This window comes from Streptomyces sp. NPDC059695 (assembly GCF_042733785.1).
Lineage (GTDB): Bacteria > Actinomycetota > Actinomycetes > Streptomycetales > Streptomycetaceae > Streptomyces.
The window spans coordinates 68098-80970 of the sequence record NZ_JBHWFF010000013.1; the positions used below are offsets into that span (position 1 = coordinate 68098).

11 protein-coding genes, 2 tRNA genes and 1 pseudogene are annotated in these 12873 nt (G+C 66.6%); 4 read left to right on the top strand and 10 right to left on the bottom strand.

Annotated features, from left to right (window positions below; all coding sequences use genetic code 11):
- Window positions 1-11: 11 nt before the first annotated feature.
- Together nrtL and ACFV2S_RS18120 are read right to left on the bottom strand one after the other, a co-directional pair.
- Entirely contained in the window at window positions 12-1016 is a 1005-nt protein-coding gene (nrtL, locus tag ACFV2S_RS18115) for an ArgS-related anticodon-binding protein NrtL (RefSeq protein ID WP_385559641.1), read from the bottom strand.
- Window positions 1017-1090: 74 nt separating this feature from the next.
- Window positions 1091-1579 (bottom strand): response regulator, encoded by a 489-nt coding sequence (locus ACFV2S_RS18120; RefSeq protein ID WP_383789854.1) that lies wholly within the window; start codon window positions 1577-1579, stop codon window positions 1091-1093.
- 160 nt (window positions 1580-1739) lie between these two features.
- On the opposite strand from ACFV2S_RS18120, the gene ACFV2S_RS18125 reads away from it, so the two are divergent.
- Window positions 1740-1811: transfer RNA gene (locus ACFV2S_RS18125), tRNA-Arg, on the top strand.
- Window positions 1812-1982: 171 nt separating this feature from the next.
- Window positions 1983-2618, top strand: coding sequence for a hypothetical protein (locus ACFV2S_RS18130; protein WP_385559644.1), 636 nt, complete (start codon window positions 1983-1985; stop codon window positions 2616-2618).
- Window positions 2619-2706: 88 nt separating this feature from the next.
- Here the strand turns inward: ACFV2S_RS18130 and ACFV2S_RS18135 are convergent.
- The 5 genes and pseudogenes from ACFV2S_RS18135 to ACFV2S_RS18155 all read right to left on the bottom strand — a co-directional run.
- Window positions 2707-3039 (bottom strand): annotated as a pseudogene (locus ACFV2S_RS18135) (site-specific integrase); the annotation flags it as partial.
- Between the two features lie 71 nt (window positions 3040-3110).
- Window positions 3111-4022, bottom strand: coding sequence for a nuclease-related domain-containing protein (locus tag ACFV2S_RS18140; RefSeq protein ID WP_385559647.1), 912 nt, complete (start codon window positions 4020-4022; stop codon window positions 3111-3113).
- A gap of 670 nt (window positions 4023-4692) precedes the next feature.
- The gene (locus ACFV2S_RS18145) at window positions 4693-5088 is read right to left on the bottom strand and encodes a hypothetical protein (protein WP_385559650.1); all 396 of its coding nucleotides are present in this window, start codon (window positions 5086-5088) and stop codon (window positions 4693-4695) included.
- Between the two features lie 316 nt (window positions 5089-5404).
- Entirely contained in the window at window positions 5405-6313 is a 909-nt protein-coding gene (locus ACFV2S_RS18150; protein ID WP_385559653.1) for a hypothetical protein, read from the bottom strand.
- Window positions 6310-6891, bottom strand: a complete 582-nt coding sequence (locus tag ACFV2S_RS18155; RefSeq protein ID WP_385559656.1) for a DUF6932 family protein — start codon at window positions 6889-6891, stop codon at window positions 6310-6312. Before ACFV2S_RS18155 ends, ACFV2S_RS18150 begins: the two co-directional genes overlap by 4 nt.
- Before the next feature lie 553 nt (window positions 6892-7444).
- Between ACFV2S_RS18155 and ACFV2S_RS18160 the strand changes: the two genes are divergently transcribed.
- Both ACFV2S_RS18160 and ACFV2S_RS18165 read left to right on the top strand, forming a co-directional pair.
- Window positions 7445-8458 carry a hypothetical protein gene (locus ACFV2S_RS18160; protein WP_385559660.1) on the top strand — a complete coding sequence of 338 codons (1014 nt, stop codon included), beginning with the start codon at window positions 7445-7447 and terminating at the stop codon, window positions 8456-8458.
- Window positions 8459-8917: 459 nt separating this feature from the next.
- Window positions 8918-8991: transfer RNA gene (locus ACFV2S_RS18165), tRNA-Arg, on the top strand.
- Between the two features lie 348 nt (window positions 8992-9339).
- Here ACFV2S_RS18165 and ACFV2S_RS18170 read toward each other — a convergent pair.
- The 3 genes from ACFV2S_RS18170 to ACFV2S_RS18180 all read right to left on the bottom strand — a co-directional run bounded on the left by ACFV2S_RS18170 (window position 9340) and on the right by ACFV2S_RS18180 (window position 12863).
- Window positions 9340-9786, bottom strand: a complete 447-nt coding sequence (locus ACFV2S_RS18170; RefSeq protein WP_385559663.1) for a hypothetical protein — start codon at window positions 9784-9786, stop codon at window positions 9340-9342.
- 204 nt (window positions 9787-9990) lie between these two features.
- Window positions 9991-11601: a M4 family metallopeptidase gene (locus ACFV2S_RS18175; RefSeq protein WP_385559666.1), complete on the bottom strand. Its 1611-nt coding sequence runs from the start codon at window positions 11599-11601 to the stop codon at window positions 9991-9993.
- 269 nt (window positions 11602-11870) lie between these two features.
- Complete coding sequence (locus ACFV2S_RS18180; protein WP_385559669.1) at window positions 11871-12863, bottom strand: Ku protein; 993 nt, start codon at window positions 12861-12863, stop codon at window positions 11871-11873.
- Window positions 12864-12873 lie beyond the last annotated feature (10 nt).

Here is a 12873-nt window from a genome sequence, read left to right on the forward strand (position 1 = left end):
GTCTGCGTCTTTCAGATCTGGTCGGGTGCGCTGATGCCGAGCAGGGAGAGGCCACCGGCGAGCACCGTCCCGGCGGCTTCGGCGAGCGCGAGCCGGGATCGGTGGGCGGCCGAGGGTTTCTCGTCGCCGAGCGGCAGAACGGTGTGCTGGAACGCGAGCAGCGCGTCGGCGGTGGCTTCGAGGTGCCGGGCGACCCGGTCGGGGGCGCGGTGGCGGGCGGCGGTCAGGAGGACGACGGGGTGGTCGCCGAGGACGCCGAGAAGCCCGGGGGCGTGGAGGTCGGTCTCGTACGCGGCCTCGTACCCGGCCTCGTACCCGGTCTCGGTCTCGTACTCGGGCCGGACGCCGAGCTGCGCGCCGTTGACGAGCAGCCTCCGCACGCGGGCGTGGGCGTACCGGACCCGGAAGAGGGAGTTGCGCTCGTGCTGGACGAGCAGGGGCGGTCCGTCGAGGGCACGGTCCTGGGGCGCGGCCCGCAGCAGGCTCCACCGGGCGGCGTCGACGCCGAGGGTGCCGGGCAGGTGGTCCCCGGGGCGCACGGGGATCCGCTCGTCCCCGCCGAACCCGGCGTCGGCCCCCTGGCTTCGCAGCAGCCGGACGACGACATCGGTGACGACCCGGGCCCGGGACTCTGTCACGTCGGCGAACCGGACGACGGTCCCGGCGAGGGCGGAACCGTGTCCGTACGAGGCTCCGGCGGCACCGATCACCCGTACGAGATCGCCGGCGGCGTCACGGCGGAGGGTGAAGTTCAGGAAGCCGGGCCCGGTGATGTCGACGGCGAGGATCCCGGGGGCTCCCTGGAGCCGCTCCTTCAGGACCCCGGCGACGTCGAGGGCGCTGCGCCCTGCGGGCCGGGCGAGGGTGAGCGCGACACTGCTGGCGTACTCCCCCGTCCCGCCGGGGCGGGCCCGCTCGACCTTGACGCGCGGGGGGACGTCGACCCGCAGCGCACCGTCGTCGACCGCACGGCGCACGGCGTGCAGCACGGTGAGGGAGAGGTCCGCGGGGGTCACGGGACAAGCGTAGGGGAGGAGGGGGGTCGGAACGCGAACCGGTTTCGCCATGCGGGCACCGGACGGAACTCAGGTCACCCGAGCGACCCGCGCGCACTCCCGGCCCGCCGGGGGTCCTGCTCCGGGAGGGGCTCGACTGCGGCGGGTTCCTCTCCCCCGTCGGGCCCGGCGGACTCGGGCCGCTCGCGCCGCTCCCGGTGCATCAACTGCCGCACGACACGCACGAGCTCCGAGGGCTCGAAGGGCTTGGCGAGGAAGGCGTCGACACCGGACGAGACCCCACCGACCTCGTGCTCGCCGCAGGCACTGATGATCGCGACGGGCAGATGACTGGTCCGGGGATCGGCGCGCAGCCGCTCGGCGGTCTTGATCCCGTCCAAGCGGGGCATGACGACGTCCAGGGTGACGACATCAGGACAGACCCGATGTACGACATCCAGACACTCGGCACCATCGGCCGCGGTCACGACCTCGAACCCCTCGAGTTCGAGATTGACCCTGATCAACTGCCGGATCACCTTGTTGTCGTCGACAACGAGCACCCGACCGGACACGCCTGACACACGAACGAGAGTAGGGCGCCCTTAGCGGCTGCGTCCGGGTTTTACCCACTTCTGACCCGTGCGGGGGACCCGACCCCCGGTGACGCCCCGGAAATACCTGTTCACAGGCACGCCCGCAGAGCTGGTAGGGTTCTACCCGTCGCCGCCGAACGCGGCGGACGCCCCCGTAGCTCAGGGGATAGAGCAACGGCCTCCGGAGCCGTGTGCGCAGGTTCGAATCCTGCCGGGGGCACTTCGCAGGAAGTGCCACACAGACCCCGTGATCAGCGGAAACGCTGAGAGCGGGGTCTTGTTGTATGTGCGGGCGTGCGCCGGGGGTCGCGGCCTATGCGCGGCCTGGGCCGTGCGGCGTCGGCGCAGGTCAGGGCCGGGGGTCGGACCGACGAACGAGGGGAAGCAGCGGGTGGGTTCGGGAGCCGGGGAGACCACGACGAAGCCGGTTCGGCCGGTGTGGGTGCTGACCCCGCTGGAGAGCATTGGTCCGCTGCGCTTCGGCATGTCCGCCGGCGAGGTCCGAGCCGCTCTTCCGGAAGCCGTCGAGCTGAGCCGTTTCTCCGCCGAGCCCTTCTACCCGGAGATCTACGGCCTCCAACTCGGCTTCCATCCAGCGGTGCCCGCTGTCTACGCGTACTTCGAGGGCACCGGCCGGCTCTTCTGTGTGGCTGTCGACGCTGCCCACGGCCCGCACGTGACCCTGGACGGAATGGAACTGACCGGCCGCGTGCCGAGCGTGCTCCAAGACGCGGTTCTGGACCTCTATTCCTCGCCTGCTCGCAGGGTGTCGTACGGACCGCGGGGCAACCCCGGGATCACCGACTTCGGCCTGGTCCTGCGTGTCCAGGACACCACGGGCGGGGTGCTGACCCGGCCGGTACTGGTGGGCCGCGAGTGGGCCGACCGCTGCACCGACGACTGGGAAGGCTCCGTACCGGAGTGCGAGTGGCTCGGCCGTCAGTGGTGCGTGTACAACGGCTCGGATGTCTGGCCCCCGCCCGGATACGCGACGAACTGGCCGGTGGGGTGGACTGCCCCGTTCTAGACGTCGTCCGTGCGGAATCGCAGCGGCTGAACGTCGAAGAGGCCCCCGGACAGGTCCAAGGGCCGTGGATCGGAGTGTCAGGTGGCGCTCACTCGTACTCGCGCAGCAGCCCTTCGATACGCCGGTTCGCCACCTCCTGGCGGCCGTCGAGGCACTTCGCGTACTGAGTCAGCAGCACCTCCACACTGTTGCCGGCGCGCTCGGCAACCTCGGTAGCGTCCACGCCCGCGTTGCGCCACGTGGAGAGCGCGGAGTGCCGGAGGTCGTACGGCCGCCGGGCGAGCGGCACGGCGACGACGGCTGGCGGGAGCGCGAGCTCCCGGGCTTCCTGCCAGGCCCGGTAGTAGGTGGAGGAGGACACCACTCCCCCGTTCTCAATGAAGAACAACCGCCCGTCAGCTGCGGTGCCGAAGGTCTCAACGTTGTGGTCCATGCGTATCAGCGCCTCTGCCAAGAGCGCTTCACGAACCGTCTCCTCCGCGACGAGGAGGGTCACATCCTCAGCCACGCTCGTCGGTGACGAGCGACGGCGTACACGGCCTCCACTTGTTCGGGCGTGAGTGCGCCAGCGAGAGGACCGAGAGCGGCGACCTCTCGTTCCTGATAGACGCGGACGGCGTACTGGGTAGCCGTCCGCTGTAAGCGCTCAACGCCGACGAACACAAGGACCGGCTCCACGGGCACGTCGAAATCGCAGTAGCGCCCCAACACCCCTCGCACGTAGTCGGCCTCAGCCTTGCTCGCGGCTGCATAGGGGTGCGGTTTCCCGCCGTTGACCTTGGCCATCGTGTCGCCAACCCAGACCGAAGCACCCGGATGGGTCTTGGTGTTGATGCTGAACACGCCGCCAGGACCGATCAACAGGTGATCGATGTCGCCCCCATTGCTCTTCTCAATGCCGTGAAGGACCCGCCAGCCGAGCGGAGAGAGACGTGCCAGCTCTCGACCGACCCGCTGCTCCCCGTCAAGCCCGGTGTACCAGCTGTCCCAGTCGGAAGACTGTCGCAGCAACTTGGTCTTCAAGCGTTGAGCGGTTGAAGGGCCCCGCTCAGCGATCAGCCCAAGGAGTCGAGCGCCAGGGCGGTTCCTCTGCAGGTCCTCACTGGGTGCCAGGGGTGGGAGGGACGCCAACCGTGGAGCGCGCCGCTCAGGCGTCGGAGGGGACTGTTGAGCGCGAGGCACAGGGTCCGACGCGGAAGCGCCGGCAAATGAGGAGCCGACGGTGACGCCATCGCCGAGGTGCCTCCGGAGTAAGGCCAGCGCTTCATCCTGGTACTTCTGAACCTTGATCGTCACGACCTTGGTCGCTCGGTCAGCCCATGCGACAGCAGCCCCGTTCGGCAGGTTCACGTACAGCCGATCCTTGCCGTGCCGCTTCCACGGATTCACCGTCAGATCGCTCATCGATCGCCCCCCATACATGCGTCCCCACACACATGCCAGCAGCTGGCGGCCACGCCGACAAGACCGCCTGGATCAGAGCGAGCTGTTACAGATTTCTCTACCTCATCAAGGCACCCGCCGCGCACAGCGCGGCGCGCGCGGCCCGCCGCCCGGGCTTGCGACCCTGTCTGCGCCCCGCTCCAGCCCGACCGCCGTCCGCACGCCTGACAGCTCGGGTTGATGGGCAGCCGAAGCGGTCCTTCAGGCACGGCAACCGTCACATGGCATGCGTAGCCACGAGCGCTGCCGACTGCGGCCAAGACGGGCGGCCCAAAGACAGCCAGCGGCGAGGGAGAGGTGGCCCTTGCGCATGGCCGGCCGACTGCGGGGCCTGAGTAGGGCGAGTCGCCGTACCCCCGCCCTCGCGGATGACGGGAGCGTGAGGCGACCGCACTACCGGGAATGGGCGGGCGGGGAGCAGCTGCTGCCGCGATGTGGCGGAGGTCGGTGTGGTCGCTCCGCGTCGGTGCCGGCATCACCGCGGCTGATGAGCGCGTCGTCTAGGTACCAGGACCTGTGCCCGCTTCACAGCGTGTGGGTCGACGGCAGACGGGAGCGGGGGCGAGTGGTGGCAAGGTAGGGCAGGCTCGGCGTCTGGGCTTCTAGGAACGGGCCCGAGAGAACACCCACTTCACTGGCTGAATCTTTCGACCAGGGCTTGCTGCTCTGCGTTGCGGATGTACAGACGCTTCCAACGGACGTGGTCGAATCCAGGCTCCTCCCGCCATGGCTCGGCCATGCACACCAGCCAGTTCCAATGCAGGAGGATCGCGCTGCTAAGCCGCTCGGCGTTTGCAGATCGTTCCATTGCCGTACCCAAGGGAGGGAGCGACATTGCTTGGATGTAAGAACTCAAGATCGGGACGACCTCAGACAGCAGGTTGGACACGCCCGCTGCGGCCCGATGCTCGTCGGACTCAGGCGGCTGAGTGTCTTGCACCTGACGGAGTCTCGGCACAAGGAAGCGCTCGATTGTCTCCACGTCCGAGCTAGAAAGCTCATCGGACCACCGCAGCATCCGGTCCATTAATCCCCCACCTCTTTCACACGGACACAGGCAAGAATTGGCCCTGGCTCTACCCCGCCGCGAGCGACCTCCACCAGGAACAACAGTTGCCGTGCCCCTTGCGTGCCCAATCGGACGGGAACCTGCGGGGAACAACAGGGGCCCGGGGAGAACGAGTGGCAGAACGGCCCCTGACCGATGCGCCTGACCAGAGGCCGTCCACCTGCGGTGGGTGTGGGATTTGAACCCACGGTGACATCGCTGCCACGACGGTTTTCAAGGCTGTTCCCCACACGTTCACATCGCAGCAGCCCTGGGCCGTACTGCTGCAGCCGTCCTATCCATCAAGCAGGCTCGCCTGGCCATCCCCCATCCCCACAAAGAGGTACTCAGTCGACCGTACGCGCCCAATCTTGTCTTTCTTCTTGACCACTTGAACAACGAACGAGACGTTCATTCCCAGTTCCAAGTGCATGCCCATCAAGCTTTCCGGCTCGATGCGCACCTCATAAGCCGCTGACCGGCGACTCACTCCAGCCTTAACTTTGACCAATCCCGATTCGCGGAGCTCCGTAATGCGCCCCACGACAACTGTTCGAGATCTATGCATATCCAGATTCCGCAGGCTTCGCACGTAGCCCTTCCCTCGCCCAGAAAGGGAGGAGGATCGCACTGTCCCGTCAAGGCTTTTCCAGCACATTTCCATGGCCAGGTCAAACTTATCCAGAGCCTCAACTACGCCATCTAGGCCCGGCACCATTCTTTCCCACTGGCGAACATCCTGCTCATTTTCAGCCGCATCTACAAGCTTCAGCAGGTCCCGCATGGCAGGATCGGCGGCGGATGAATCGATACGCGCCAGCTTCGCCTGTTCATCCGGATCGGAAAACTCTGCAATCTTAGGGCGGACATGCAGAACCGTGCTGCCCTGCGAAAGACCAGTTAGCTCCAGCTCGATATCCTTTCGGGCTGCAGCGCTAACACCGTCCCTCAGCGGCTTAAGCAGTGCATCGCCGATCCTGAAGTCGAGCGCACCATTGTCCGCCGCTTCCCCCTTAAGGCGAACAGTCAGCTCCTCGTCGAGACTTGCGGCCGGATCGTAGTGACGCGCCGCCTCTAGCCAGAACCGCCGCAGCTCCTCTTCATAGCTGTCACTGTCCTGGTGATCTTCACCCAGCTCAGCGAAGAAGTGTCGATTGGCTTCCCGGTTGCGCTCGAGGGCACGTCGCCGCCAACTCGCACTCATAGCGTCACCTCCAGGTAGCCTCGCCGTGGCACCACTGTCTCAAGCGTGGGCTCTGTCTTGTCTACCCCATTGGGCCGACAGCGCTGCCACCAATCGTCCCAGGCTCCCCGTTCCCGAAGGTACGCCTGATCGTCCGGCTCCAGCAGCTCCGCGCGGAAGACGGACACGACGGGTCGATACCCAACCCGCAGAGGCGACACCCCAAAATCGGCGAGCCTTGCCTTGCGGTTGAACGCCGAACTCAGCCACCTTGAGCCCGCCAGCCCCTTCATCGAGGCAACGACACTCTCGTCGATCAGTACCGTTAGGTCGATGTTCTGAGGGTTCAGCTTTGTGCTCACATAGCTCCCACCCAGCCAAATGGCATGGACGAGCCCTTGATCACCAATGGCACCCCTATGGCGATCCTCAAGATCGAAGAAGCGACTCAGATACGTCTCTAGCCCATCCCAGAGCTGCCGGCGAGTCTCCGAGCTGCTGAAACGCTCATCCTCGACAAGCAGTCGCTCGGCAGTTTCGGGGTCGAGCCTGTATCTACCCGGCGGCAGGAAGCCGCTATCGCCCCACTCCGGAACCATATACCCCCCCTGGGTGCATAGCTGTCCCAGATGATGATCCTCTGGTACGCCACCGTCGGCAAGGGTTCGTCACATGGCGTAACCCTGTGCCGTTAGATCGAGATGCGCGGTCGCGCCCGAGCAGGCACGGTCACACAACCGCCAAAGCCCTCTGTAGACGTCTAGATCGAGGTCTTCTCCGTCGTCCTACAGGACAGGACGCGGCCCATCCATGGACGGCAGGGCCGCGCCAAAGCCTCTACTGCCCCGTGACCAGCAGCAATACCCGAGACACACGGGGCCTCCGGAGCCGTGTGCGCAGGTTCGAATCCTGCCGGGGGCACTCCAGCTCGGACAGCGCGAGCAAGCCGCTGACCTGCTGAAGTGCCGAAGATGAAGGGTCGGACTCACTCTCACTGAGTCCGACCCTTTGTCGTTGTGTGCCACTGGTCGCGCGTGAGTGGCGCGTGAGCTGCATCCGGGATGAGTAAGCCAGGACGGCAGCCGATACGACCTACGCGGTCGGCCGACTCCCAGTACGCTCCCCAAGAGCAGCGGATCACCTGGGGGATGAATGAGACGAGCGCTGGTTGGCCTGTCGGGACCGATCGCATTCGATTACGCGAACCCGTCCGACGTACCGGTACCCTGGATGGGCGGAGAATTCCAGCCTAATCCAATCCTTGAGAACACTACCGGCCTCTTGCTGTGCTACGACGAGATTTGGTTTCCCACACGAGACCTCTGCCCCGCGGACATGCAAAATCTCCCGTACGTAAACTTCATCGAAGATGATGAAATTCTTTCAACCCGGTGCGTCACGGCAGCGACCCAATTCAAAGAAGCCCTTGCCATAACTACGGATCGCGAGTTCCCAGAGATCTCTCAAATAGCCGGTCGCACATTCGAAGGAATTCGGCGAGGCGCTCGCTTCGATCTTGTGGCAGACAGCCACAATCGCGGCACCACAATAAATGGCGAGCACATCGGTGTCGGATCACCTTGGGCAGCAGAGAACTCTTTCATCGACGCAGGAATCGCCATCGCCCTCTCCGAGAACCTGGGATCGTCCACTCATTCGATCGATGTCGTCAGCAACTCGGCAGTTTCCAGTGCGCTGGTCACCACGAGCCCAACTCCGCTCGTCGGCCAAGGGTTGCAGTGGTGGCAACGAGAGGCCGTGGACTTCCTCAGCCCCGTGCGTTCCGTGTCCTACCTCGGCCCACAGGGGAGCTACCACGAAAGCCTGGAGGAGCTTCGCGCACACCGCAATATCCAGGATTTCAGGAATTACCTGGGGACAGCCACCAGGGCCGATAAAGACGGGCAGGAACTCGCAAAAGAAGTCAGCCGCCTGGCCGACAAGCACGCCCGGGATGTACTGGAAAGGTTCCTCGCCGGCAGAAGCAAGATTGCCACTGCCGGCAGCATCGGAGCGGGGATGGCAGGAAACGCGGTGCTACCTCCTCTGGGGAGCGTGATCTCGGGCGCCATTTCGGCTTTGGAATGGATGCGGGAATCCCGTCGGCGCAAAGCAGTGTCATGGTCCCTCTTTGTACTCGACCTGAAGAATCAGGGAACCATCTAGGAGCTATCTGACAGAGAATCAAAGCGCGGTTGACCGCACCAACTGCCGTTGCTCTTGAGGCCATCCCATAGCCATTTTGATCTTCTCGTTATCCAAAGCCTCCTGGCCGTCAATGCAGCCTTCATTGCGACGGTGAATTACCTCGGTAGACTTTCCTGCCCGCCGAGCGACTTCGGTGACGGGGACGCCTGTGTTCAGCCAGTTCGTGATGCACGTGTGGCGGAGATCGTACGGCCGACGGGCAAGAGGAGAATCGGCCCTACCTGGCAGGTGGGCGAGCAAGCGGGCTTCCCGCCAGATCCTCCAGTAGCTGGACGTCCCGAGGACAGCTCCGCGCTCGTTCATGAAGAGTCGGCCGTCGGTTGCGGTGCCGAATTCCGAGATGTGGACGCGAAGCATCGCGCCCAGGAGGGATGGCATCGGAACCGGGCGATCCGCCTTCGGTGCACTGGACTTGAGGCCGTGCCTGTTTCTGCTGACAGGGGGCACGGCCTCCTGAGCCGTGTGCGCAGGTTCGAATCCTGCCGGGGGCACTTCGCAGGAAGTGCCACACAGATCCCGTGATCAGCGGAAATGCTGAGAGCGGGGTCTTGTTGTGTGTGCGGGCGCGTGCCGGGGTGGGCGGCTGTGTGGCGAGGTCCGTGGACGAGGCGTGGACGGATCTTGGGGCGTTGGCGCAGGTGGGAACCGTGGCGATGGCGAGTGCCCGGTAGTGCCATGGGATCGCTCTGGCGAGCAGGCCGCCGGCGTAAGTGATGAAGCATCACCGCAGCCAAGGGTCGCGACGCGGGAGGCCCCGGGGAGCCTGCATGGGGTCTCTGTGTCGGGGCGGCTCACTCGTAGTCGCGGAGTGGAGCCGCATGGCGGGTGGTGCCGGGTGGTTACCCGGTTGCCGTAGGCGGCCTCGTCGCGTCGGTGTGGGTCGTTGGTGCTGGGTGTGGGTCGCAGGAGAGCTCGGTCCACCACTCCGGGGTGTCGCACTCGGCGAACGACCACTTCTCGGCCGAGTACTGATCGTCCGTACTGTCGGTGTACAGCTCGAGCCTGCCTTGCGGCGTCAGGTGGTAGTACTCGCGAATCGGGTCGCCCTCCACCGTAGGACGGGTCACCTTCAGTTCCGCGCCCTCGCCGTTCTTGAGGGCTCGCTGGAGGCAGGTGATCTCCCGCACCGCCATTTTCTGCATCTGCTCGCCCTGCTTCAGGCTCACCTCGCCACAGCTCGAAGACGCGGTTCTGGACTGCCAGCGTTCCTCGACCGGATCGTTCGGTGTGCCGCAACCGGCGGCCAGCAAGGACATCAGCGCTACCGCGACGAGCCGCGCGCGCATCGGAACAGCCGACGCGCGACCACGACGGGTTCTGCCTTGAGCCATCACGCCGCCCCCCTTTTCCTGGCCGTCAGACGTGGCTTCGGGGAAACCGGTTCCGTGCGCGTCGGGTGGCGGCGCCGAGGAAGCCCCCGGGGGGCGTGCGCCACGCCGAAAGCACGCCCGGCGGCCGTGGGGCGGCCGGGCGTCCTCGGGGTGGGGGGGTTACTTGACGTTGATCGCCGTCCAGGCGGAGGCGACCGCGTTGTACTGGGTGCTGCTCGCGCCGTAGAGGTCCTTGGCGGCGTTCAGGGTGGCCGTGCGGGCGGCCGCGTAGTTCGTCGTGGACGTCATGTACGTGGTCAGGGCCTTGTACCAGATCTTGTACGCCGCCTGGCGGCCGATGCCCGTGACCGTGGAGCCGTTCGACGTCGGCGAGTTGTAGGTGACGCCGTTGATCGTCTTCGTGCCGCTGCCCTCGGACAGCAGGTAGAAGAAGTGGTTCGCCGGGCCCGACGAGTAGTGGACGTCGAGGCGGCCGACCGACTTCGACCAGTAGTCGGCGGAGCCGCCGTCCTTGCTGGGCTTGTCCATGTAACGGAGCGGCGAGCCGTCGCCGTTGATGTCGATCTTCTCGCCGATGAGGTAGTCGCCCTTGTCCGACGCGTTGTTCGCGTAGAACTCGACCGACGTGCCGAAGATGTCGGAGGTCGCCTCGTTCAGGCCGCCGGACTCACCGCTGTAGCGGAGGTTCGCCGTGGAGGACGTCAGGCCGTGCGACATCTCGTGGCCGGCCACGTCCAGGGACGTCAGCGGGTGGGTGTTGCCGATGCCGTCGCCGTACGTCATGCAGAAGCACGAGTCGTCCCAGAAGGCGTTCACGTACGCGCTGCCGTAGTGGACGCGCGAGTAGGCGGCGACGCCGTCTCCGCGGATGCCGTTGCGGCCCAGCTCGTTCTTGTAGAAGTCCCAGGTCACGGCCGCGCCGTAGTGGGCGTCCGCCGCCGCCGTGGCGCGGTTGCTCGCGAGGCCGTTGCCCCACGTGTCCGTGGAGTTGGTGAAGAGGCTGCCGGTGCCCGACGTGCCGCCGTTCAGGTCGTACGTCTTGTGGCCGCCGCGCGCGGTGTCCGTCAGCGTGTACGAGGGGGCCGTGCCGAGCGTCACCTGCCCGCTGTACATCGTGTTGCCGACGCCGGTCTCGATCGCCTCGTCGGAGAAGAGCTCCTTGCCGGTGGTGGCGTCGGTGATGACGGTGCGTCGGCTCGGGGTGCCGTCGTGCTGGACGCCCGTGACGACGGTCTCCCAGGCCAGGACGGGCTTGCCGGTGGCCGCCCAGATCACCTTGCGGGCGCCGGACGCGGACTCCTGGGTGTTCGCGGCGGAGGCCAGGGCGGCCTTCTTCGCGGTGGCGGGCGTGACCGCGGCGGTGGTGCTCGCCACGGATATGCGGGCCTCGGTCGCCTTCGTGGTCGTGCGGGCGCCCGTCTTCTTCTGGTGCACGACGAGGTCGCCGCCGAGGACCGGGAGGCCCTGGTAGGTGCGCTCGTAGCGCGTGTGCACGGTGCCGTCCGCGTCCTTGACGACGTCGCGGGCGACCAGCTTCTCCTGGGCGGGCAGACCGATGGCGGCGGCGGTGGCGGTGGCCTCGCCCTGGGCCTCGTGGATGGCGGCGGCACGCTGGGGGCCGGACAGCTTGATCGCGGTGGCACCGGCCTCGCGCTGGGCATCGGCGCTGGCGGATCCGGTCTGGACTCCGACGACGACCATGGCGGCCGATGCGATGAGGGCGGCGGCGCGGGCGGTGGTACGGCGGTGCGAGGACTGCTGGCGGGTCACGCGGGCTCCTTCGCTGAAAAGCGTGGGGGTTGTGGGGGTGGGTGGTGCGGGTGTGAGCGTGCCAGCGAAGAAGTCTGTTTGACAGGTCTGCAACAAGAATTTGACCATGTGTTGTCCGAAGGACGACTAACTCTGTTCGTTATGCGGGGAGTTCGGGCGCTCTCGCGATCCTCCCTGCCCAGATTCGGGCAACACTGAGCCCCCCGGTGCAATCACCGGGGGGCTGTGGTCTTTCGGGCTGTCTGGTTGCCTTTGCGGGGAGTTGGAGGTCAGGCCGGGCGTCGCTTCTGCGCGGTCGTCTTGTGCGCGGCCGTCTTCTTCGTGGCCGTCTTCTTCGCCGCCGTCTTCTTCGCCGTCGCCTTCTTCGCCGTCGTCTTCTTCTCGGCCGTCTTCTTCTCGGCCGTCTTCTTCGCAGGCGTCGCCTTCGCCGTCTTCTTCGCCGCCCCGCGCGGCTTCAGCTCCGTCACCACCGCGTCCTCCCCGCGCGCCTCCCTCGCCGCCCGGACGCTGCTCTCCAGGGCCGCCATCAGGTCGATGACCCGGCCGCCCTCCTCCTCGCCCGGAGCCGGGGGCGCCACACCCTCCCCGCCCGCCGCCTTCGCCGCGATCATCTCCTCGACCGCCGTCCGGTAGTCGTCGTGGAGGGTGGTGATGTCGACCTCGCCCAGCGTGGCCATCAGCGCGTCCGCCAGGTCCAGTTCGGCCTCGCGCACCGTCACCGGCGTCTCCGGGGCGACGCCCTCCGGGGCCCGGATCTCGTCCGGCCAGAGCAGGCCGTGCATCGCGATCACGTCGTCCACGACCCGCAGCATGCCGAGCCGTTCCCGGCCCCTCAGCGCGTACTTCGCGAGCGCCACCCTGTCGCTGCGCTTCAGCGCCTCGCGGAGCAGGGTGTACGGCTTGGCCGCCGGCACGCCGTTCGCCGACAGGTAGTACGCGGCGTCCATCTGGAGCGGATCGATCTCGCCGGCCGGCACGAACGCGACGATCTCGATCGTCTTGGCGGTCGGCAGCGGCAGCGCGGCCAGGTCCTCGTCGGTGATCGGGATCATGGTCCCGTCGGCGTCCTCGTACGCCTTCCCGATCTCCGCCTGCGGGACCTCCTCCCCGTCCAGCTCGCACACCTTCTTGTAGCGGACCCGGCCGCCGTCCTCGGTGTGGATCTGGCGGAAGGAGACGGACCGGCTCTCGGTGGCGTTCACCAGCTTGATCGGGATGCTGACCAGCCCGAAGGATATGGCGCCGTTCCAGATGGATCGCACGTCTCTTCCC

Coding starts and splice junctions, on each gene's coding strand:
- ACFV2S_RS18150 (WP_385559653.1), bottom strand. CDS start 6,313: ATGAGTGCGAGTTGGCGGCGACGTGCCCTCGAGCGCAACCGGGAAGCC.
- ACFV2S_RS18155 (WP_385559656.1), bottom strand. CDS start 6,891: ATGGTTCCGGAGTGGGGCGATAGCGGCTTCCTGCCGCCGGGTAGATAC.
- ACFV2S_RS18170 (WP_385559663.1), bottom strand. CDS start 9,786: ATGCGCGCGCGGCTCGTCGCGGTAGCGCTGATGTCCTTGCTGGCCGCC.
- ACFV2S_RS18145 (WP_385559650.1), bottom strand. CDS start 5,088: ATGGACCGGATGCTGCGGTGGTCCGATGAGCTTTCTAGCTCGGACGTG.
- ACFV2S_RS18160 (WP_385559660.1), top strand. CDS start 7,445: ATGAGACGAGCGCTGGTTGGCCTGTCGGGACCGATCGCATTCGATTAC.
- ACFV2S_RS18140 (WP_385559647.1), bottom strand. CDS start 4,022: ATGAGCGATCTGACGGTGAATCCGTGGAAGCGGCACGGCAAGGATCGG.